This is a genomic window from Mycobacterium sp. SM3041 (assembly GCF_039668335.1).
Classification (GTDB): domain Bacteria; phylum Actinomycetota; class Actinomycetes; order Mycobacteriales; family Mycobacteriaceae; genus Mycobacterium.
The window spans coordinates 40,273-61,195 of record NZ_JAYXBQ010000049.1 but is presented as its reverse complement, the minus strand read 5'-3'; the positions used below and the strand labels follow the sequence as shown (position 1 = coordinate 61,195).

The following is a 20,923-nucleotide window of genomic DNA, read 5'->3' as shown; positions in this document are numbered from 1 at the left end:
ACCAGCACCCGTCAGCCGTTATGCACCATGCATCACCGGTCCAGCCACGTCCTGAGTGATGCAGCCTGCATCACCGGCCACTAGCTCTCAGTGTTAGGAGAACAACCGCTCATGGCCACATACACGGTCGCCAACATGTCCGGCAGCGTCGGAAAAACCACCACCGCCGTCACCCTCGGAGTCATCCTCGCCCACACAGGTTTGCGCGTTCGCATCATCGATCTCGACCCCCAAGCCAACGCCTCAACCTGGCTGGGCTACCCCGATATCAAGGGCGCCACCATCGCCGACGTGCTGCGGCTGGAGGCCAAGATCAACGACGTCGAACGGCCCGCGAGGGTCCTGCTGGGCTACAGCAACGACGGCGAACCCGAATACGACGACACGGACCCCGAGGGCTTGATCGAGAACCTCACCATCGTCCCGGCCGCACGGTCGACCCTGGACAAGTTGATGGTCGAGCTGCCAGCGGTGGTTGGGGGAGTGATGCGTCTGCGTGACGCGCTGGAGACCGCCAAGCCGGTCGACGTCACCCTGATCGATTCTCCAGGGTCTAACAGTGCGCTGGTCACAACCGCTCTGATTGCGTCCTCCATCGACGAAGACGGCCCTGCGGGCGCCTGGGGCCTAATCACCTGCACCAAGCCCTCAGGGAAGGAATCAGAGGGCATTCAAGCCCTGATGCGCGAGCTTGCCATCGTCAAAAAGACGTTCCGGATCGACATTCCGCTGCTGGCGATCGTGCCGTGCGCGGTGCCGGCGACCGGAGCGGTCTACAAGGAGCAGATGGAATTCCTGCACGAAGGGTTCGGCGCCAAGGTCACCCCGCCGGTCCGACGCAGCTCCATCGTCGACGAGGCCTACACCAACTACCTACCCGTCCCGCTGTATGGGTACCGCGCCAAAGAGGTGACCCAGGACTACTGGAAAGTGATTACCCACATGAAGGGCCAGGGGATGTTCCACGCGGCCGTCAATGCCTGACGAGACCGCCAAATCCGCCAAAGTGGACGGGCTGAGCAAGGTCAACATCCCTCGCGACCTCCATCTGCGGGCACGGGCCGCGGTCCGCATCGTGCGGCGCGTCACCGGCCGGTCCTACACGATCGCGCAGTTCCTGCGTGAGGCGATCATGGCTCAGCTCGCCGTGATCGCCCGCGACTACAACAACGGTCAGGAGATCTACCCCGACACCGCGCCGCTGGACCCCGGACGCCGGTAACGGGCGACTCTGCATCGGTGACGGGATGCGCTGCTGAGACGTGGTGTTCAGCGGCCCAACAGGACGTATCACAGCCCCGCCGGCCCGGGTCATGCCGCGCTGGTGAGCGTTCGTCCGTGGTGTCGCAGTCAGCACCCATAGTGGACGTGTGCAAAACCGTTCAGAGAGGGCTGATGCGGCCCTCCAGCGACCCGGCAGCGACCAGCGGGGGGAGTGGCCCGACGTCGACGACTACGTGCGGGACAGCAGCGTGCCGCTGCAACCACCGATCGACGATGCGGTCCGCGCACCCCTGCCGTACACCTACAGCGCGGCCGACATCATGGCGGCCCTTCCACGCTCGAACGCCGTCGACGCCGCCGCCCTGCCCATCGCCCTTCAACGTAAAGCGGATCAGCACGGGGACGACCTCACTGACATCTCCGTCTCCCGCGCTCTGACAGTCCGTCGGGGTCGGCTGGCCCGGGCCACCGACTGGCTTCACTGGCGGCACCGCCCCGAACCGCAATGGGTGTACACCGACGACGAGATCGCCGCCTTCGACGCCGCCGCGCTGGACTGGCCCGCCGTGCCCGAAGAACTCGACCGCTACGCCAGCGCGGACACCCTGCGCCGCGAATGGCACAAGCGGTGGCTGTGGCGCATGCAGCCCGGCGCCGCGGCCCTGGTCTGGCGCGAACCGCACCTGGTTGCCGTCGCCCAACTGATCGGCCGCGACATCCGATCCAGCGCCGCGTGGAACAGCAGCCTGTTCGACATCAACCGCGTCCGCGTCGACCTGCCATCAACCCTCAACGACATCTACGTGCGCGCGCACCGCATCTGGCGCGCCCGCGCCAACCTCGTCCCGCCGGCCACGAAAGACCCCGCCGACTCGGTGGCCCGCCGCAACAACGAGATCACCGACGCGGCCACGGCCGCGTGGGACACCCTCGCCGAACTCGTGCGCCAACTGCAGGACTACCGCGCCCAACTCACACCGATCGACAAAGTCGTCACCGAAATCGGGGCACTGGACCAAAGCAGCCACCGCATCACCGACGACGCGGTGCGCCAACTGCACATCGATGCCGCCGGCAACACCTTGCACCGCGGGGACGTCCACGAGGCCACCACCGAGCTCGCCGACCTCAACGCCAACCTCGCCGCGCGACTGGCAACACTGCGCCAGAGCCTCACCGACACCACCAACGGACTGCCCCTGAGTGCGCCATGACGAGCCAACCGCGCCAGCCCGCCCCGCCGCCGCCCCGTAGGAGAAACCAGACGCGCCATGAGTACCAACATCACGTTCAGCACGCCCCGCGGCACCGTCACCTACACCACCAAGGGCACCCCGCTGCCGACCGAGCCCGGGGGAACCGCCGGCGGCCTGCTCGGCGGCGAACCCACGCTCGTGACCATCGTCCAAGGCATCCTCTCCGGAAACCTGCCCAAGCGGGTTCGGGTCGCCGAACCCAACCTCGATTACGAATTCAGCTCCACCCGCGACACCCTCGCCGACATGGCGGCCGCCATGCTTGCCGCCGGCAACGGCAGAGGCCGCCTGTCCGACACCGGGTGGGACGCCCTGGACGCGGCGATGGACGGCAACTGACGCCGGACCGTCCAGCCGCGGGAGTGAGAGATTGCCCAACGTGTCCGAGGGCGGGGGCACACTAGGGCCATGCCCGAACAAGCGCTGATGGTCTCACCCGTTGCACTGATGCTCGCCGGGTCGGTGTGCCTGGCGTGGTCGTCGAAAGTGACCGGTCGCAGCCAACGCCGCCGGCAGTTGGCCACCGTCGTGCTCCTGGTGCTCTCCGGTCTGATCGGCGTGGGCGCCATCGTGATCACGACCGTGCACCTGAGCACCCAGCCGTGGACCGAGACAACGATCGGAGACACTGTCGCGACACTGTTCGTCGACGGAATCGCCGTCCTCAGCGCGATCGTGCTCTTGGGCTACATCGGCTTCTGGGCATACCTACGCGACCTCCGCCGCTCAGCGGCGCCAGACACCCCGGCGCCGGCGCAGGGGCAAGACACCTAACAAGGAAACAGCGAGTCATGGAAACGAACGTGGAAACGAACGAAACCGTCATCGACCGGTCGAGCGAGCGATTCATCGTCGATTACGGAACCCCAGACCACATCCCGGCGAGCATGGTCAACGTCGACGAGCTCGCCCCGTTGCTGACGCGTGACATCGAAGCCAGCACTTACGGATATACCGAGCCACCGACGGTGTTCCGGTACGTCCCCGGCAGCCCGCCGCGGCTAGAACCGCTCACCCTGACCTGCGTACAACCCGAACAGTACGACGAGGACGACTGGGCGCACCCAGTGTGGGAGCTGACCGGCCCGGCTGAGCAGACCGGCCTGGCTGAGCAGATTTGGGCTACGCTGCGAGTCCGAATCGACGGACGGGTCTAGCCAGAATCAACGAATAATGCTGCGCAACAAGGGAAACAGCGTCGGCTGACCATGCGTCATGCCGGCCGGCACGGGCAACAGACATTGCTCAGGGCTACCCGGGGGCAGGGGACTGTAGCTGACACGGAACAGCAGCGGCACAAGTAATAGTTGTGGAAACGCACAAGCAATGCTTGTACGTGTCCGGGACGCTCGATAGCATCGCCGGAAACGAAGACCGCAGCAGGAAGGGTGCGCTGATGACCACCGGTGATCCGACAGTCGCCTTGATTCACGCTGCGGCGCAACGAGATGCCGGAACCTTCGCCGCCAAGATGGCCGATTCCTCATTGGAAGCGGCCGTCGACATCTGGCTGCGGCGCGTCGCACGCCGCAAAGTCAGCCCCGCCCAGCGCGCACGCCTGATGAAAGGCGTCGAACGGGGAGTGGCCGCGGAGACCAAAGATGTTCAGCTCACCCGCGCGGCGCTGCTGCGGGCCGCGGGCCTCGACGACCGGCCGGCCGCCTCTGCTGCCTATGACGCCGGCGCTACCTACGCCGAGATCGGAGCCGTCCTCGGCATGACTCAGCAGGGGGCCAGTGCCCGGTTGCGCCCCTACCGAGACGGGACATCATGAGCAGCGCCGACCTGGGGCGCCACGTCCTGATCCTGACCGTGGCGGGGTCATTCACCGTCGCGGGCCGGCGGTTGACCGATCCCGTCGACAGCGCCGACAAACTCGGCAAGCTCGTCGCCTGGGCTGCCGGGAAACATGGTGGCCTGCAACCGATTCCCGGCATCAGTGAAGAACCCAGACCCGCCCGCGTGTGGGTAGTCGGCGCCGCGGTCGCATTACTGGCCGGCGCACCCGACGACACCGAAGCGGATCCGGGAGCACACCTCGGCAGTGCCCTCGCCCCGCTCGTCGACGACGGATGGGAACTCCGCAAAGGCTCGGGCCCGGAATTCATCCTGGCGCGAGGGAGCGGCACCGGCCGTGTCCTCGTCGAAGTACTCGCCGAACAGCAGCCATGGTTGGCGGCGGGGGAGACCGCGGTCGCCGATGACGCCGGCGAGCTCGGCCGCCGCCTGGGCTGCTGGTATTCCGCGCTGGGAGTGCTTCCCGAGACCACGGGTGCACTGTCGGGAGCCGTGCTGGCCGACCGTGTAATGGCGAGCCGCGCGGGAAAGCGCGGCGCTGTGGTGTCGGCACCGGGGCTGTTGCCGTCGTGGGCGACACCCGAAGTCCGAGTTCAACCGGCCTGGGCGATGACCGCGGACCAGGTGGAACACGAGGTTCGTCACAGTGACGAAATTGTCCGGATATCCCAGATGGCCCCCGCGCTGGCGTCTGCGGGCATGCTCACCTTCGGATACGGGAAATCTGAGGCACTCGACGGCGACGCCGCGGCCGCGGCCGCCGCAGCACCGAAACGAGCGTTCGGTCTCTGGCTGGCCGACCTGCCGGCCGCCGACGAACTGACGCTGCCCGACACCCTGCCACTGCCGCACCCCCTCATGGCCCCCGACCACCGCGTGCAGGCCTGGCTGACCACCGAAGACCTCGACGGCCTAACCAACGCCGTCCGCGACGGCGGCGCCGGCCTGACCGTCGAGCAGCTCGGCATCACCGAAGCCATTGTGTGGCAACAGAAAGCCCGCGTCCTGGAAGCGTGGGCAACCCGGCTGCGGGAGGCCCGCGAAACCTTCGCCGACGACCCGACGATGCTGGCACTGGTGGACACGGCGGCAGCCGACTACCTCAATGCCCTTGCCAATCCAGACATTTGGACCGACGCGAGCCTTCGGCACCACTACCAACCAGCCTGGGCCGCGGCGATCGCCACCCACAACCGCATGCGTGGCCGGCGGGCCGCGATGCGCATCTCCCGCGAATACCACGCGTGGCCGGTGTACATCGAGGGCACGTCGATGATCTACGGGCCAGCCCCCGCAGAAGATGGCAGCCCCGTTGACCTGTCCGACACCCACACTCGGCTTGGCCGACTGACCGTCACTGCCCGCGCGGAACTGACCGGCGAAACGATCCTGGCCATGCTGCTCGCAGAGTCCACCAGCCAAGTGGGCGAAGCACTGGCCGACGCGCTCGGCATCGACATCATCGCCAGCGATCAACCCACCGGCCCCAACGAACAGCACACTCCCGCAACGGAACCCGAAACCACTGCTGCCGACAATCACGAAGCCGAACCGGCGGCCGGTGAAGAGAACACAACCGCGGCCGCGCCTGATGCACCAACGCACACCTCACCAGAGGATCAAGGGCCAGAACAACCAGACAAACCTGCCGGCCCGCGCCGCACGAAGGCCAAACCCAAGGCAACGTTGGGGGGAAAACCGGCGGCAGTACTCGACACCGACGGACTCTGGCTGGCCGACGGAACCCGCGTGGAGCTCGACGAGCCGATCACCCATGTCGGGCAGGTCGCCGAACTGGCCTACACCCACAACCTCGGATTCCCTCTCTCCGAGACATTCACCGAGCCCGGCCAAATCTGGCTCAGCGTCGAAGTCTGCGAAGCCGTCGGCGTCGATGTCGACTCGATCGACCACATGCACCCATCGAAGTCACTGCGCGCACTCACCGCAGGAATCCCGTTCGTAGAGAAAGCACTTAACGACGGATGGCGATTCGGCGGCATCGCCGATGGAGAACCGGAGGGGCTGGGCACGTGGACCCGTGTCTACCGCGAAGGCGACAAACGCAAAGGAGTGTGGGTAGTCCTCACCGCCGGCCTCGGCGACGACGTCGCCATGCCGATCTTCGCGGGAGACCCCACAGCAGCACAGGTTGCACGCCGCCTCGACTTGCTCGCCGGAGCGATGCGCTTCCCGTGGAAGATCAGCTCCAGTGCCACCGCGATCGACCTCATGCTGCAGGCACGGCCCAAAACCTGGTCGCCGCAGGACTGGAAGAACGTGGTGATGGCCCCGTCAACAACGGAGCCACCGTTCAACATTGGTGACGTCGAAGCTGACTTCAACTGGTCGCGTGAGCCCACCGACGAAGAACGGGCGATGACATTTCTGCACGCTTACGACCGAGGCGGTTCCTACGTCGCGGGCATCGCAGGAACAGAACTGCCGATCGGCGCCCCAACCCACCATCCGCAGGGAGCACCATTCGATCCGCGGGTCCCCGCCTACCACCTGACCCTCATTCCCAAACAAGGGGATTGGCTCCAGCCCTATGTACTAAATCCCCACGGGTACAAGTTCACTGAACCCAAATGGGTGTGCTCGCCGAGGCTGGAGCAGGCCATCGCAATGGGATATGAGCCAGAAATTCTGGAGTCCTACACCTGGCCACAGCACGGCCGGGTGCTGCTCCAATGGTATGAGCGACTCCGCGACGCAAGCACCATCCTCGATACCGACGACCCCGACTGCCAAGCGGCCCGCAACCAGTCAAAGGTGGTTCGCAACAGCGGCATCGGCATCATCGGGTCCGAACCCTTTCTGAAAGGTAAGACGTGCTACAACCCTGAGCGCCGGCTGCATGTGATGGCCAAGGCCAACTCCAATATCACATACCGCATCAACGAAATTGGCACGAAAACCGGACACTGGCCCCTGGCCGTGCTGAAAGACACCGTGTTCTACCCATCCAATGAAGCTGACCCAGACAAAGCATGGCCAGGAGGACCGAAGACCTACGGCCGCGGCTTTGGCCAGTACAAGCCGGAACGATCAGGACTGCTCGCCGACCAGCTCAAGTACCTGAACGGGCGGGGCTACCAGGGAAAGCAGGAGCTCGACCCCATCGACGACTGGCGGCGCGCCCACGGCCTGACTGCCAATAACGAGGAGGCGTAATGGCTTTCGGACGCCGGAAGAAACCCGGACTCACCACGGGGGCCCTCTCCGACTACCGCACCGAAGACCCATCCGCCGGCGGCCGGCAAACGGTCAACGTCGATGCGGCTGCACGAGCCCTCGGCGTATCCAAAAAAGCGGTCCGCGACGTCATCCGCAAAAGCAAAGCCAAATTCTCTGACCGGGTCCTGCGCAGTCTCACCGGACGCACCGACGCAGACAGATCGGATGAAGCCAACCCGAAAGGCCTACTACAGGCCGTGTTTGGGCGCGGTGCCCGCGGCGGCGCGGTCAACGCCAAAGCAGCCGCCGACGCCCTCGGAGTATCGCAGGGCACAGTTCGACGGTGGGCCGCCGGCACACAGAAACCCTCAGATGAGCACCTCTCATCGCTCAGGACCGCCGCGCGTCGCGTGACATCGACAAAGCGCGGCCGCAAAGCTGCTGCTGACGAATTCCGAAAAAGCGCTCTGGGCAAGGCATCCGAACGCGGCGGCACGATATACGTGTCGGTGTACGGCTATCAGGGGCCCGTCAAAGAGAGCCAAACCTACTGGCGTGACCGCACGATCTACCAGCCCCTCGACACCACCGACGTCCAAGCGATGCTGCGCGCCTACGAAGAGGACGGCGACGACGGCTTCCAACGGTGGCTCACCGACCGCGGAAACGACTACATGAACGAAGGCCGGTACTACGGCCAGGACGACATCTGGGACTTCGCCGACATCCACGACATCAAGTTCGAGGAGCGCCCTTGACCGACGGGGTCAAGCCGGTCAAAGGTCCACGCTGGACGCAAAAACGACTGGTGGACATGCTGATTGAGTGCTACGGGCCATCAGCCCGCAGCCCGGTCGATGTCGCCGCTGTGGCCGCCCACGTCGACGTCACACCCGCGACGGTCCGCCGCTGGCTGCACCCCCCCGACGGCCCACCAAGCCGGACCCCGGCACGGGTCCCACCCGATCGCATCAGACAACTGCAACGCGCCCCCGACGCCGCCGAAGAGGAACAGGAAAGGCGCTACCTGTACGCGCTGCGCGCGATCGACATGATCGCCCACGGCGAGACCATCCCGCCATGGCGCAACCAGGGATACCTCGACGAACACACCGTCGCGGTGATCGCCGTGAACGCAAAGCCGTGGCAGCAAGTCGTTTTCACCAAAGCGAACCACCGAGCGATGACAGCCATCCACCGCCGCGGAAAACTCGTCTCAACTGTGGTGGTGCCGAACCGATTTCACGCCATCGCGGTGACAAACTTCGTCATGGTGCGCCAACAAGAATGGCGCGTCTACCCCGCTGAGAATCAACTGGACATCGGGCGCACACAAGTGTGGATGGCCGACGCGCCAGCAGTAGATTTGGATGCCCTTGCCGCGAAGGTGGCCGGTGTCGCCGCCGCCGTTGTCCGTTCTCATTGATTCTGGGGCATTCTCATTGAATCTGGGGTAAGTGCGTGTCTTTCTCATTGAATCTGGGGCACGAGGCTTAGCGTTTATGTGTGCTGACGTCGGCTGTTTCGGCTGGGCCAGGTGTAGCGAGTGCAGTGGACTTGGAGTTCAACACCCGCGAGGGATGCACGCGGCAATCGCTGGACCGATGTGCTGCAACCCGGTTTGAGTTGGACTGTTCACCAGTGCGGAATTTCCCCTCGTTTCGAGGTCAGCGTAACTTTCCCGGGCTGTGGTGGTTCGCCACAACCGGCGCACATGTAGGTCACGAGTCCTGGGTAGAACGTGACCAGTTGATGGCGTTGGATGCCGATCCGGATGTTGTTGGTGTTCTGTCGCAACCATTTTGGATTCATTGGCGTGACGGCACGCGGCATGCTCCTGACTACTTCGTGCGGCGCCGCGATGGATCTGTCGTCGTAGTCGACGTTCGTGAGGACGACCGGATCTCTGACGCTGATCGGGACGTGTTCGATCGGTCTGCCGCCACGTGCGCGATGGTCGGTTGGGATTACCTGCGTGTCGGTTCCCTCGATCCAGTGCTGCGGGCGAATCTACGTTGGTTGTCGGGTTATCGGCATCCGCGAGTATTGAAGATCGGTTTGGCTGATCAACTGGCGGAGGTCTTCGCTCGGGTCCGTCCGTTGATGGCTGGTGTGCACGCGGTCGGGACTCCTTTGGTGGTGCTGCCCGTACTGTTTCATCTGCTCTGGCACGGCCGTTTAGTTGCCGATCTGCAAGGAGCGGCACTTGGCGACGACACGGCGATTGGCCTCGGGACCGGGTGGTGACCTGACGTGCGAACGGGTGTCGTCCGAGAGGGAGACGAAATCCGTTTATCAGCAGGTGTTTTCACCGTCGTAACCCTGTCGGGCGGATCAGCTCGACTGGTTGACGCTGTCGGCGAGCAGATTGTGGTGCCGCTCTCGCAGCTGATGGTTGATCCGGCATTGGAATTGGTGTCGGGGTCGCGACCGCCACTGTGTTCTGAGGAAATGCTGGCTGGCATTCCCGAGGCAGCCGTCGAGCAAGCACGGTGGTGGGAGCGCCACATCGTGGAGATCCTCAGCGGCCGCCCGCCTGGGACGGCCGCGGGCATTCGTCCCCGCCCAGAGTTCGACACGGCGAAACGATCTCTGCGGCAGCGTGAGCTGGCCAAGTTGGACGAGCTGCGTGCCGCCGGCCACGACGTGAGTCGGAATGCGTTGCAGCGTCGCCGATTTGCCTACGAACGGGACGGGCTCCTGGGAGTGGTTGACGGGCGCCATAATCGGCGGCGCGCGGTATTCGGCCGTGTGGACGACCGTGTCGTCGCCGCGGTGCGGGATGCGATCGAGGGCGAGACCGACCTGTCAACGGGAACGGTGCAGCGTCTGCAACGGCGGGTCGCCAAGACGCTGGTGGCCACCTATGGTGCCGACGACGCGCCCGCGATGCCGTCGCAGCCCACCTTCTACCGGCTGGTCAAGCGCCTCGCGGAAGGACGGCACACGTTCGGGTCAGCACGGACGCGGCGATCGCTGTCCAAGCAGCCCGATGGCCCATTCGGGTCGATCACCGTGGTGCGCCCCGGCGAGATGGTGGAAATCGATTCAACCCTTCTGGATGTACGGGTAGTGCTCGATGACGGCATGGTAGACCGAGTCGAGCTGACTGCGATGGTCGACAACGCTACGCGGTCCATCCCGGCCGCGGTGCTGCGACCGACGACCAAAGCAGTGGACGCGTCACTGCTCTTGGCGCGGGCATTGACGCCCGAACCGATGCGCCCGGGATGGGCCGATGCGCTGCGGATGTCCCGGTCGGTACTTCCGCACCACAGCCTGACCAGTGTCGATCAGCGCCTGGCCGATGCTGCGGCCAGGCCGGTGATCGCTCCCGAGACGATCGTCTGCGATCACGGGAAAGCGTATCTGTCCCAAACATTTCGGCAAGCGTGCTGCACATTGGGGATCAATCTGCAGCCGGCTCATCCCGACTGCCCGACCGATAAGCCGAAGATCGAGCGGACATTGCAGTCGGTGGGCACCCTGTTCGCACAGTACGTGGCCGGTTACGTCGGTTCATCGGTGGAGCGGCGTGGGAAAAACGCCGAGGACGACGCGGTGTGGTCGATGATTGAGCTGCAGGCGCTGCTGGACGAGTGGATCATCGCGGTGTGGCAGAACCGCCCCCACGATGGCCTGCGGGATCCGGTGACGCCGGGGAAAGCGTTGTCTCCCAACGAGAAATACACTGCCCTCGTTGAGGTGGCTGGCTATGTACCGGTCCCACTGGACGCCGACGACTATATCGAATTGCTTCCCGTGCAGTGGCGCACAATCAACAGTTACGGGGTCCGGATCAACCATCGCACCTATGACGCCAAGGCGCTCAACCCATACCGGCGCCAGCATTCCGGGGTCGATGCCCGTAACGGACAGTGGGAAGTGCACTACGACCCGTATGACGTGTCGAGGATTTGGGTGCGCAATCACCACGAAGACGGATGGCTGGCCGCGACGTGGACGCACCTTCGGTCCTCGCCGGTGCCGTTCGGCGAGACACTGTGGCGCCACGCCCGCTCCGTAGCCGACCGCAGAGGGGCCCAGAAGACCCAGGAAGCGGAGATTGCGGCCATCGCGGAGGACTTGCTGGACCGCGCCGCCGCTGGGCCGCAGCAGCAGACGAAAGCCGAGCGCCGAGTGACTGGACGGACCAGCGCCGCGAGCGCCGGCCGGGACTGGCCGGACCCGACGGAATCATCCGAACATCATGGCCCGTCACCGTCGGAACGGGCCGCCGACAACGAGACTTTCGACGATGACGGCGAGATGGCGGAGGTCATACCCCTGCCGGTGTTTGATGCACGCAAGGAGGCCCAAACGTGGCGACTGTGACCGAGATTGCGGCGGTGGGTCAGTTAGAGGATCGCCGCCAGCCGACCACGACGCTGGAGGGCTGGCGGCGTTTTGTTGATGCCGATCCGCCGGAGTTCACGTTGCTCGCCGACGACGAGTGGGCCAGCCTCGGTGAGGACGAGCGGACGGCCTACAACGAGGCCCGGGTTGCGCATCATTCGGAGCTGGTGGTGGTCACCACGTCGGCGATCGAAGCGATCACCCATCAGGGCCGGCTGTTGACATTGCTCAACCAGCGCGAGATCGGGGCCCGGCGCGGGCTGATCATCTCCGGCGGGGCAGCGACGGGGAAAACTACGGCGATCAAGCAACTGGGTCGGTTTCACGAATTGCGCACCCGTGCACGGTTTCCCGGCGATGAGAGCCGGATTCCGGTGGTGTATGTGACGGCCCCGCCGAAAGGGTCGCCCCGCAAGTTGGCGATGGAGTTCGCACGGTTTCTGGGGCTTCCCACGCTCAATCAGCGGATGAACGTGACCGATATTTCCGATGCCGTGTGCCAGGTGCTCATCGATGCCCGTACCGACATCGTGGTGGTCGATGAAATCCACAACCTCAACCTCGACACCCGCGCCGGCGAAGAACTGTCCGACCACCTCAAATACTTCACCGAGCATCTGCCTGCGACATTCGTTTACGCCGGGATCGAAGTGGAACGCTCGGGGCTGTTCACCGGCACGCGGGGACGGCAGTTGGCCGGCCGTTGCGGGGTGATCCACACCAGCGCATTCCCCGACGCCAAGGAGTGGCGACAACTCGTCGCCGCCATGGAAGGTACCTTGCGTCTGCATCGACACGAACCGGGAAGCCTTGTCGCCCAGGCCCGTTACCTGCACCGCCGCACCGGCGGGATGATCGGCAGCCTGGCCCACTTGATCCGGGCTTCAGCAATCCAAGCGATGCTCGACGGCACCGAGCACATCACCCGCGAGGCCATGGACGATATTTTGATCGACTACGCCGCCCACACGGCCGCGGCCCGCACGGCCAGCTGACGTGGCAACTGTCAGGCCGTGGCCGCGCGGACCACGCCAGCGGCTCCCGCGAACGATCGCACCGTTCCGTTGGGAAGCCGTATCGTCCTACATCGACAGGCTGGCCCGCGCCAACCATATCGGCGTCTCCACACTGCGCGGCCATGTCGCCGAATCATGCGCAGCCCGGCCGCGACCGGACTGGTTGGCCGTCGTCAGCGGCCAACCTGAGCAGGTAATCCGGTCCCGTCTCTGCGGGCTTGCTGGCGACCCCACCGCGCTCAAGCAATATCTCCGCCGCCCTTTGTGTCAAAGATGTATGGCACGCAAGGGAATACACGAACCCGTCTACTGCTACCTGCCTGCACATGTCTCCGTATGCCACCGTCACCGACGCTGGATCGGTTCACCAACGCGCGTTCTTGACGACCAGGTGGATCTTCGTGACCGGCCCACGGTGCTCAGTGCCGGGCGCACGCATCGGCGCTTGGCCCGTCAGTATTCAGAGGTCGACCTTCATGACGCCTTGGGCGACGCCCGCCACATCCTGGTCTTCTGGGCTCACGCAGAGCGTCACGTGGCGGCGGGGATTCTGCAGAATGGCCTAGAAGCGCACGTGGTGGCCTACCCCGATGTGATCGCCGTAGCCGCAACATTGCTCACAGCTCGCCCTCGGGTTGAACAGCCCAGGACGCCAACGGAACCCGCCTGGCCGACGCTACTGCTCGACCGCATCAACGAACGCACCGGCGCCCACCATGCCGACGCCACCCCCGTCGAGCAATGGGCGCAGTACCGACGCCTATTCGCCACTGCCGTATTGACGACACGCTCAGACGGCGCAGAACTGGCGTGTCGCGCTTAGGGGTCGGCAGTCTTGAATGTGCCTTATCAGTAAGGCACTTGTGGTGTGCATCTGACTGTGTCCGACGGTTGTATCTATCGGCTTTCTAATCGTTAGGGACAGTGGTATCTGGCTGGGTGTATCGGCCGGTGAATCATCACCGGCGGCGCTGCTTGCCGGTGATTGGCCGGCGGTGGGTGGTCCAGCACGCGGCCACCGCGCTGACCACCACAGCGAAGGCGGCAATGACGCTGGCCGGGAGGGCGTGGTCCTGCAGCCATCCGGTCGCGGTGGCCGACCAGCCGGTGAGCAGGTTGCCGCCGCTGGCGGTGTGCCCGGTGGCCGCGGGCAGCCAGTACCACGCGAGGTAGGCGCCGGTGGCGATGAGGACAACGGCGGTGACGCGGGTCCCGTGGCGGGCGAGGATACCCAGATGCCGGGTCAGGGCCGTGCCGGCGATGGCGGTGCCGACGCTGACCAGCATCAAGATGGTGGCGGCACCGGCTGTGTATGCGGTGAACACTGCCAGCAGACCGCCCCATCCGCTGGTGGCCTGGGCCTGGGCGATCACCGCGAGCAGTACCCCGAAGGTGCAGGACAGTGACGCCAGGGCGTAGCCGATTCCGGCCGCGAGCACACCACCGGCTGTTGGGGAGTCCGGCCGATGACGCGTCCGGGCAGGCATACGCAGACCGATGGTGCGGCCGGTGAGCATGAAGCCGCCCAAGATGGCCAGGGTGAGCCCGATCGTGATCCCGAGCCAGGGAGCAGCCGTCACCAGGGTCCGGGCACCGGCACTGATCGCGATACCGGCGAGGGTGAGGGTGCCGGTGAACCCGATGGTCAGGACGGCCCCGGTGCGCAGTGCCCGGGCCAGCCGCACGAGCACCGCATCGGTGCCGCCGGTGGCGATGGTGCCGGTGATCCACGCCGGTAGCAGCGCGAACCCGCAGGGGTTGACCGGGGCGAGCATGCCAGCGGTAAACGCGAGCGCGAGCAGGTTCACCGTGCGGCGCTGCTGCCGAGGGCGGCCAGGATCTGATCCTGGGACGGGGCGTGGCCGCGGTAGCTGATCTGCCCGGACGGGTCGATGACGAGGGCGGTGGTCGGCGCGGTCACCTGGTAGCGGCTGGTCAGGGCCCCGTTAGTATCGACGACCGCGGGCAGGCTGGTGCCGCCGATCTGGTCCAGGAAGTGGCGAACATCGGCGGGTTTCTCGGTGGGGACGATGTCGACGGCTAGGAACTTGGCGCTGCCTCCGGCTTTCTCCACGGCCGCCCGAGCAGCGGCCAGGGATTTACCGCCGCCGACGCATTCGCCGCACCCGTAGGAGAAGAACAGGATCGCGGTCGGGGCGGCAGCGGGCAGTTCGACGGTTTTGCCGTCCACCGTGGTCAGTGTCGCCGCCGTCGCCTGGGTTGTGGCGTTGGCGTGTGGCGGTGAGGTCGGATTGCTGGTTGTGGCCGATTGGCCGCACGCGGTCAGCGCGCCCGCTGCCAGCATCACAGCCGTAACGCCCGCCCACCTGTGGGGTGTAAACGAACGCGTTTCAGACATTGTCGATGCTTCCTTTCGTCAGGTCGTCGAGCGTGTGCGTCGCGGGTGAATGGCTGTCGGCGGGACAGCAGTGATCGCCGCGTTGACCGCGGCGGGCGAAGGCGACCACAGCCGCCAGCAGCAGCGCGACGGCTGCCCCGATGACCCATGGATTCTCGAGCAGTCCACACACGGCGGCGAGCGCGCCGCCGGCGATCAGGACTGGCGCGGCGCAACACAGGGCCGTCACCAGCACCGCTGCCGCACCCAGCAGCACGGGATTTCTTCGTGGACGTTGATTCATTGATTTCTCCTCATCAGGTTGGGTGCGGCTGGTCAGCTGCAGCAGCCGGGGTGGGCAGTTGGCGGGGTATGGAGCTGGGTAAGGATTTGTGTGGTCAGGGCTGCGCCGAGTTGGTGGGCCTCAGCGACGCTGACGATCTGACCTTCGGGGTGCTCGGCGAGCCACGGCGCGGCGTCCTGCGCGCAGGTGAAGTAGTGCACCTGGTTGCAGAATGAGGACCGGATCGAGGTGAGGTCGTCGGGGTTGACCAGCGAGACCACCGCGGTCTCGGGCTGCACGCTGGTGACACCGTTTTCGCCGACCGAGACCCTGATCGGGTGCCCGCTGACGGGTGATTCGGATTCGATGCTGGCGGGCCGGTCCAGGATGGTGGGAAAGATGAGGGTGTCCAGGGCGCACCAGGTGTAGAGCTCTTGGCCGGCCACGGTGAATCGGTGGCGGGTCGGGCGCAGGGTCAGGCCCTGGCCGACGATGCGGCCCTGCTCGTCGTATTCGGTGTCGGGTACCGCGGCCAGACGCCGGGTCACCTCGTCAACCGGGAGGCCGACGGCCGCGGCGAGCGCCTCCACGGTGACCGGCTCGCCGGCGGCGAGCAGCCGCAGCAACGGCACCAGCATCGTCGGGTCGAGCCCGGACTCTTCCGGAATGGTCAGGCGGTCAAGGAAATTGGGCATCAGGAACCTTTCGAGTGAGCCATGCGTCAGGATGCGCAGCAGGACAGTCGGGACATATCGGCGCTGAAGGACTGGGCGGCGATTTTGATGCCTTCGGCCATGGTCAGATACGGGGCCCAGGACCCGGCGACCTGGTCGACGGTCATCGCGGCGTCGAGGATGTAGACCGCGGCGGCGGCGATCTCGCCAGCATCCTTGGCGACGGCGGTGATGCCGTGGATGCGGCCGGTGCCGGCGTCGGCGACGAGTTTGATGAAACCGCGGGTGTCTCGGTTGACCACCGCACGCGGCACATGTTTTAGCGGCAGCACCCGGCAGTCGCACCGTGTCCCGGCGGCGAGGAGCTCGGCCTCGGTCGTCCCGGCCGCACCGACCGCGGGGCTGGTGAACGTCACGCGGGGCAGATGGCGGTAGTCGACCCTGCGGCCGGCGTCGGTGAAGATGTTGTCGGCGACCATCGCGCCGTGATGGGCGGCGACGTAGACGAACTCGCGGTGCCCGGTCACGTCGCCGGCCGCCCAGATCCGTGGGTTCGACGACTGCAGCCCGTCGCTCACCACGACCTCGTTGTTCTCGCCGGTTTTGACCTGCACCGCTTCGAGATTCAGGCCGTCGGTGTTCGGACGGCGGCCGGTGGCGACGAGGACTTTCGCGGCACGGAACTGCTGCGTTCCGCCGGTGATGGTCGCGGTGACCGTGACCTGATCGTCGGCCTGCTCGACCTCGCTCACCGTGGCGCGGCGCACCACCCGGATGCCGTCGTCGGCGAACACCTCCAGCAGCGCCATGCCGACTTCCGGCTCTTCCTTCGATGCCAGCGTGGAGCGGACCAGCACCGTCACCGTTGACCCGAGCCGGGCGAACAGTTGCGCCTGCTCCAACGCGACGTAGCCGCCGCCGATCACCAGCAGCGACTCCGGGACCTCGGTGACTTCCATCGCGGTGGTCGAGGTCAGGTAGGCGACGCCCTCGAATGCGGGCGGGATGACTGGGTTCGCGCCGGTGGCGATCAGGTAGTGCTCGGCCTCGATGGTGGCATCGCCGACCTCGATGACGGGCGCGTCCGGGGTTCCGGCGAACCGCGCTTGGCCCTGAATGCGCTGCCAGCCATACGATTCGGCCACGTTGAGGTACTTCTCTGAGCGCAGCGACTCCACCAGATCGTGCGTGCCGGCGATCAGGGCCGCCATGTCCACCGGGCCGGCCGTGGTGGCGATCCCCGGGAACCGGGCAGTGTCGGCTGCGGTATGCCGGGCCTCGGCCGCTGCGATCAGGGCCTTTGACGGCACGCAGCCGGTGTTGACACACGTGCCACCGAAGATGCCGCGCTCGATCATGACGACGGACTTGCCGAGCGCGGTAGCGCGGATCGCCGCGGCCATCGCCGCGCCGCCGGAACCGATGACCGCGAGGTCCAATCCCTGACTCATGCACCCATCCTTGACCTTCAAGTAGGCTTGAAGGTCAAGTGTTCTGAGGAGACATCGTGAGAATCGGGAAGCTCGCCGAGGCGACCGGGGCCACCACCGCGACGCTGCGCTACTACGAAGACGAAGGCCTGCTCCCGCCCGCCGAACGTTCCCCGGCGGGGTATCGCGACTATGCCGCCGACACGATCGCCCGGGTCGGCTTCATCCGACGGGGACAGGCCGCCGGGTTCAGCCTCGCCCAGATTCGGCAGATCCTCGACATCCGTGACAGCGGCCACGCGCCGTGCACGCACGTGCGCGACCTGCTCGACATCCGACTGACCGACCTCGACGAGCAGATCAGCGCACTGGTGGCACTGCGCGAGACCATCGCCCGGCTGCGGCAGGGCGCCGAAAGCGTCGACCCGGAATCATGCAGCGCCGATGACGTATGTCGATACCTCTAGGAGCCACCTCCGTGGCACCGGAGGCATGTATTTCGTCAAGTCCGTTGACCCCGGCAGTCGTCATGAATTTCCGCCCCACTGGAGGTCGTTGGTGCGCGGGAGCGCGGGGCCTGCTGAGCAGTAGGCTCACCCGATGCGGTGGGATTTCACTCGAAGCTGGTCGCATTGGCCGTGCTGAGCCCAGCCACACTCGTTCAGGCGATCGCCACCTTCGCCATCACCAATATCGACGACATCGTGGTCCTCGCGGTGATGTTCGGCCAGGCGCCCGGTCATCGTGGCGCAGCCATCCGAGTGACCGCCGGTCAGTACCTCGGCTTCACCGCCATCTTGGCAGTTTCGGTCGGCGGCGCACTCCTGGGTGCCACGCTGCTTCCTCCAGCCGCACTGCCGTACTTCGGGCTGCTGCCCATCGTGTTGGGGCTGCGGGCGGCATGGCTGGCCTGGCGGGATCGCCGCACCCAACCGGCGCCGACCGATGATCCCGCAACACTGTTGACGCCTGGCACCTGGCAGGTCGCAGTCATCACCTTCGCCAACGGCGGCGACAACATCGGCGTGTACGTTCCGATCTTCGCCGTCTCAACGATCGCCACCATCGGTGTTTACATCATCGTGTTCCTCATCGGTGTGGCCATCTGGTGCGCGGCCGGCCGATATTTCGCCTCCCACCCGATCATCGCCAAAGCACTCTCACGCTGGGGCCACATCGTTCTGCCCGTTGCACTGATCACAATCGGGGCCCTCATCCTCATCAAAGGCGGAGCGTTCGCCCTCTAGCTCGGAGCAACTTCACCACTCAGGGCCAGGAGGCGCTCCTGCATCGGCATGTGTTGGCGTTCAACCACTTTGGTGATGTCCCGGCCCGTATCCGCTATGACAATCTAAAACGGGCGGTGGCCAAGGTGCTCAAAGGCCGCAGCCGGCACCCGAACTACCAACACGAGCGAGCGCACCACAGAATCATGATCGTGTGTCACGAGAGACACGATCACAGTAGTTATACCGAAGACGTACCCGAGCCAACGGAATCGACAGGAGACCATTCCGGCTACCCTGCTGCGCTCGCAGCCGGGCGCGGAAGCAGGGTAGCCCCAGATTCAATGAGAAACGTCGCGATCGAAATTCTCATCCAATCTGGGGCAATGCAGGTCAGACTAGTAAATGTGCCCCAGATTCAATGAGAACGGACAGCCGTGGCCGGTTGATCTGCACCGATTGCGGGTAGGTCAACGTGTCGGTGCCAGCTGCCATACTGCGCGCATGGGCACATGGGATGTCGACCAGCTCCACGCCGAGATAACAGCGGTCTACTGCGCGCAGTTGCCGATCCCGCCCTGGTGGCCGGCCGAGCAGCGCACCATGTTCATCGACCAGCACGCCGGCGCGGCGGCGAACTCGCTGCTCACCCAACTCGACGACATCGCCGACCGCGCAACCGATTCGGCGTACGACACCACCGACGGGCGACGCATGTGGTCCGACGAGATCGTCTCTGCCGTCGCCGCCGAACAAGAGGCTCTGCTCGAGGAAGCACGCAGCAGCGTGATGTGGGACTTGACCGACGCGATCGCCGAGCACAGCGCATTCCTGACCGCCGAAGCCACCTTCGGCCCGGGCCGGGGGCAGTCGCGCGACGTTCAGCACCAGGCGGTGAGCCTGTGCACAGCCGCAGCTCGTCTGCGGCCACCTGGGGAGCGAACTGACCATCCGACGGGGGAGACGAAAGACACATGAACGCTGGCCGTAGTGGGCGCTGCACCATTCGGATCGACGGTCTCCTTGACGGGACGCCAACGATTTTCGATGGCCAGTACGTCATCGAATACGACCCGAGCCGGGTAGGCACCAACCCCGAGACAGGTGCACCCGTGCCGTTGTTCCATCTGGTAACGACCCCGGACATCGACCGCGCCACACGCTTCGGTCTGGCCGAGGCAGTGCACCTGTACCGCGCCGTCGATCAACGCGACCCCGTGCGGGACGACGGTGAGCCGAATCGTCCACTCACCGCGTTCACCGTCGAATTCGAGCCGGCCGGCGAGGTCCCTGCGCCGACCACCCAGCGTGCCCCAGCGGCCTGGTACGTCGACCCGGGCAACCCGCAGTACTGGCGCTGGTGGGACGGCACCACCTGGACCACCCACACCGCGCCTCGGTAACCCGCCGCTAGCGCGCGGGCTGAAAGGCCTCGGCGCGGGTCTCCGAATGCAGATACGGCGGACGCAGAGCACCGGTACCCAAGGGGCCAGTATCGATGCAGGCGTACTCAATGCAGCGCGGCGGCGCGGTCCGTCCGAGGACCCCCGGTTCGTGTTCGTGGCCGGCGGACCATTCCTCGACGTCGGGGGTCTCGGTGACATCCCACCGAGTCACCACACCTTCACCGATGCCCCTGTTCTTGCCGATCGAATGAAGGGCGGGGTCGGCGAGTAGATCCCGTATCGCCTCCGGATCACCGACCGCACGCCAGGTCAGATGGGTCGCCGGCCGCGCGGCAACAGGCACGACACGCTGCTGATAGCGGCCGGCGGTATCGGAGACTTGGCGGCTGATGACGGGGGCGAGCTGCTGGAGCCGGTGGTGATCGGTGCGCGATGTCCGCCAGCGGATATCGGGCTCGGTGACCGCCTGGATACGCGGATGCAGGTCCGCGAACGTGGCCATCCAGTGCCAGTCTGTGTCGCGGTCCGGGTCGCCGCAGCACGCCAGCGGCAACGGCAGGGTTTCCTGGGGGCCGTCAGGCTGGTAAGTGAAGTACTCGCCGGCTTCGCGGGCAGCCAGTTTCCGCCGCTCCCACACCACCGAGGCCAGCAGTCCATCCAAAGCCACACCCCAGGGGCGCGACAGCACGATGCCGTGCGGGGTGGTGGCGGTGATCTGCAGCGCAATCATGGTGTGG

Annotated in this window: 24 protein-coding genes; 18 read left to right on the top strand and 6 right to left on the bottom strand. The window is 65.7% G+C overall.

Going from position 1 to position 20,923, the window contains the following annotated elements; all coding sequences use genetic code 11:
- The first annotated feature begins 111 nt into the window (after positions 1–111).
- From VXD91_RS16585 to VXD91_RS16520, 14 genes are all read left to right on the top strand, one after another.
- Positions 112–984: a ParA family protein gene (locus tag VXD91_RS16585; protein ID WP_293016973.1), complete on the top strand. Its 873-nt coding sequence runs from the start codon at positions 112–114 to the stop codon at positions 982–984.
- Positions 977–1,222: a hypothetical protein gene (locus VXD91_RS16580; protein WP_293016972.1), complete on the top strand. Its 246-nt coding sequence runs from the start codon at positions 977–979 to the stop codon at positions 1,220–1,222. Before VXD91_RS16585 ends, VXD91_RS16580 begins: the two co-directional genes overlap by 8 nt.
- 148 nt (positions 1,223–1,370) lie before the next feature.
- Positions 1,371–2,438, top strand: coding sequence for a hypothetical protein (locus VXD91_RS16575; RefSeq protein WP_293016971.1), 1,068 nt, complete (start codon positions 1,371–1,373; stop codon positions 2,436–2,438).
- 57 nt (positions 2,439–2,495) lie between these two features.
- On the top strand, positions 2,496–2,819 hold the full coding sequence (locus VXD91_RS16570) for a hypothetical protein (RefSeq protein ID WP_293016970.1): 324 nt from the start codon (positions 2,496–2,498) through the stop codon (positions 2,817–2,819).
- Positions 2,820–2,888: 69 nt separating this feature from the next.
- On the top strand, positions 2,889–3,254 hold the full coding sequence (locus VXD91_RS16565) for a hypothetical protein (protein ID WP_293016969.1): 366 nt from the start codon (positions 2,889–2,891) through the stop codon (positions 3,252–3,254).
- 29 nt (positions 3,255–3,283) lie between these two features.
- Positions 3,284–3,637, top strand: a complete 354-nt coding sequence (locus VXD91_RS16560) for a hypothetical protein (protein WP_293016968.1) — start codon at positions 3,284–3,286, stop codon at positions 3,635–3,637.
- Positions 3,638–3,876: 239 nt separating this feature from the next.
- Entirely contained in the window at positions 3,877–4,254 is a 378-nt protein-coding gene (locus VXD91_RS16555; protein ID WP_293016967.1) for a Fis family transcriptional regulator, read from the top strand.
- A gap of 515 nt (positions 4,255–4,769) precedes the next feature.
- Positions 4,770–7,454, top strand: a complete 2,685-nt coding sequence (locus VXD91_RS16550; protein ID WP_293016966.1) for a hypothetical protein — start codon at positions 4,770–4,772, stop codon at positions 7,452–7,454.
- Positions 7,454–8,215, top strand: a complete 762-nt coding sequence (locus tag VXD91_RS16545; RefSeq protein WP_293016965.1) for a hypothetical protein — start codon at positions 7,454–7,456, stop codon at positions 8,213–8,215. The genes VXD91_RS16550 and VXD91_RS16545 overlap by 1 nt, the downstream gene beginning before the upstream one ends.
- Positions 8,212–8,883 carry a hypothetical protein gene (locus VXD91_RS16540; RefSeq protein WP_346415924.1) on the top strand — a complete coding sequence of 224 codons (672 nt, stop codon included), beginning with the start codon at positions 8,212–8,214 and terminating at the stop codon, positions 8,881–8,883. Before VXD91_RS16545 ends, VXD91_RS16540 begins: the two co-directional genes overlap by 4 nt.
- Before the next feature lie 80 nt (positions 8,884–8,963).
- A complete protein-coding gene (locus VXD91_RS16535; RefSeq protein WP_011894084.1) occupies positions 8,964–9,704 on the top strand; it encodes a TnsA-like heteromeric transposase endonuclease subunit in 741 nt (246 codons plus the stop codon).
- A 123-nt stretch (positions 9,705–9,827) separates the two neighbouring features.
- The gene (locus VXD91_RS16530; RefSeq protein WP_005148662.1) at positions 9,828–11,792 is read left to right on the top strand and encodes a Mu transposase C-terminal domain-containing protein; all 1,965 of its coding nucleotides are present in this window, start codon (positions 9,828–9,830) and stop codon (positions 11,790–11,792) included.
- Positions 11,780–12,808 (top strand): ATP-binding protein, encoded by a 1,029-nt coding sequence (locus tag VXD91_RS16525; RefSeq protein WP_005148661.1) that lies wholly within the window; start codon positions 11,780–11,782, stop codon positions 12,806–12,808. The genes VXD91_RS16530 and VXD91_RS16525 overlap by 13 nt, the downstream gene beginning before the upstream one ends.
- Positions 12,809–13,106: 298 nt before the next feature.
- On the top strand, positions 13,107–13,652 hold the full coding sequence (locus VXD91_RS16520; protein ID WP_226522004.1) for a hypothetical protein: 546 nt from the start codon (positions 13,107–13,109) through the stop codon (positions 13,650–13,652).
- A 136-nt stretch (positions 13,653–13,788) separates the two neighbouring features.
- Here the strand turns inward: VXD91_RS16520 and VXD91_RS16515 are convergent, their stop codons facing one another.
- The 5 genes from VXD91_RS16515 to merA are packed head-to-tail and all read right to left on the bottom strand — an operon-like array spanning position 13,789 to position 17,575.
- Positions 13,789–14,637 carry a cytochrome c biogenesis protein CcdA gene (locus VXD91_RS16515; RefSeq protein ID WP_024444598.1) on the bottom strand — a complete coding sequence of 283 codons (849 nt, stop codon included), beginning with the start codon at positions 14,635–14,637 and terminating at the stop codon, positions 13,789–13,791.
- Positions 14,634–15,134 (bottom strand): redoxin domain-containing protein, encoded by a 501-nt coding sequence (locus tag VXD91_RS16510; protein ID WP_225433764.1) that lies wholly within the window; start codon positions 15,132–15,134, stop codon positions 14,634–14,636. The genes VXD91_RS16515 and VXD91_RS16510 overlap by 4 nt, the downstream gene beginning before the upstream one ends.
- A 46-nt stretch (positions 15,135–15,180) precedes the next feature.
- Positions 15,181–15,471: a hypothetical protein gene (locus VXD91_RS16505; RefSeq protein ID WP_005148657.1), complete on the bottom strand. Its 291-nt coding sequence runs from the start codon at positions 15,469–15,471 to the stop codon at positions 15,181–15,183.
- A gap of 32 nt (positions 15,472–15,503) precedes the next feature.
- A complete protein-coding gene (gene merB, locus VXD91_RS16500; protein ID WP_005148656.1) occupies positions 15,504–16,145 on the bottom strand; it encodes an organomercurial lyase MerB in 642 nt (213 codons plus the stop codon).
- A gap of 26 nt (positions 16,146–16,171) precedes the next feature.
- A complete protein-coding gene (gene merA, locus VXD91_RS16495) occupies positions 16,172–17,575 on the bottom strand; it encodes a mercury(II) reductase (protein ID WP_005148655.1) in 1,404 nt (467 codons plus the stop codon).
- A gap of 56 nt (positions 17,576–17,631) precedes the next feature.
- On the opposite strand from merA, the gene VXD91_RS16490 reads away from it, so the two are divergent.
- The 4 genes from VXD91_RS16490 (at position 17,632) to VXD91_RS16475 (ending at position 20,183) form a co-directional block, all read left to right on the top strand.
- Positions 17,632–18,021 (top strand): heavy metal-responsive transcriptional regulator, encoded by a 390-nt coding sequence (locus VXD91_RS16490; RefSeq protein ID WP_005148625.1) that lies wholly within the window; start codon positions 17,632–17,634, stop codon positions 18,019–18,021.
- A gap of 138 nt (positions 18,022–18,159) precedes the next feature.
- Entirely contained in the window at positions 18,160–18,801 is a 642-nt protein-coding gene (locus VXD91_RS16485; RefSeq protein ID WP_079481877.1) for a cadmium resistance transporter, read from the top strand.
- A gap of 483 nt (positions 18,802–19,284) precedes the next feature.
- Positions 19,285–19,758: a hypothetical protein gene (locus VXD91_RS16480; protein ID WP_293016960.1), complete on the top strand. Its 474-nt coding sequence runs from the start codon at positions 19,285–19,287 to the stop codon at positions 19,756–19,758.
- Positions 19,755–20,183 carry a DUF2510 domain-containing protein gene (locus VXD91_RS16475; protein WP_293016959.1) on the top strand — a complete coding sequence of 143 codons (429 nt, stop codon included), beginning with the start codon at positions 19,755–19,757 and terminating at the stop codon, positions 20,181–20,183. The genes VXD91_RS16480 and VXD91_RS16475 overlap by 4 nt, the downstream gene beginning before the upstream one ends.
- Positions 20,184–20,190: 7 nt before the next feature.
- Here VXD91_RS16475 and VXD91_RS16470 read toward each other — a convergent pair whose 3' ends face one another.
- Positions 20,191–20,916 carry a hypothetical protein gene (locus VXD91_RS16470; protein WP_293016958.1) on the bottom strand — a complete coding sequence of 242 codons (726 nt, stop codon included), beginning with the start codon at positions 20,914–20,916 and terminating at the stop codon, positions 20,191–20,193.
- Between the last annotated feature and the right edge of the window lie 7 nt (positions 20,917–20,923).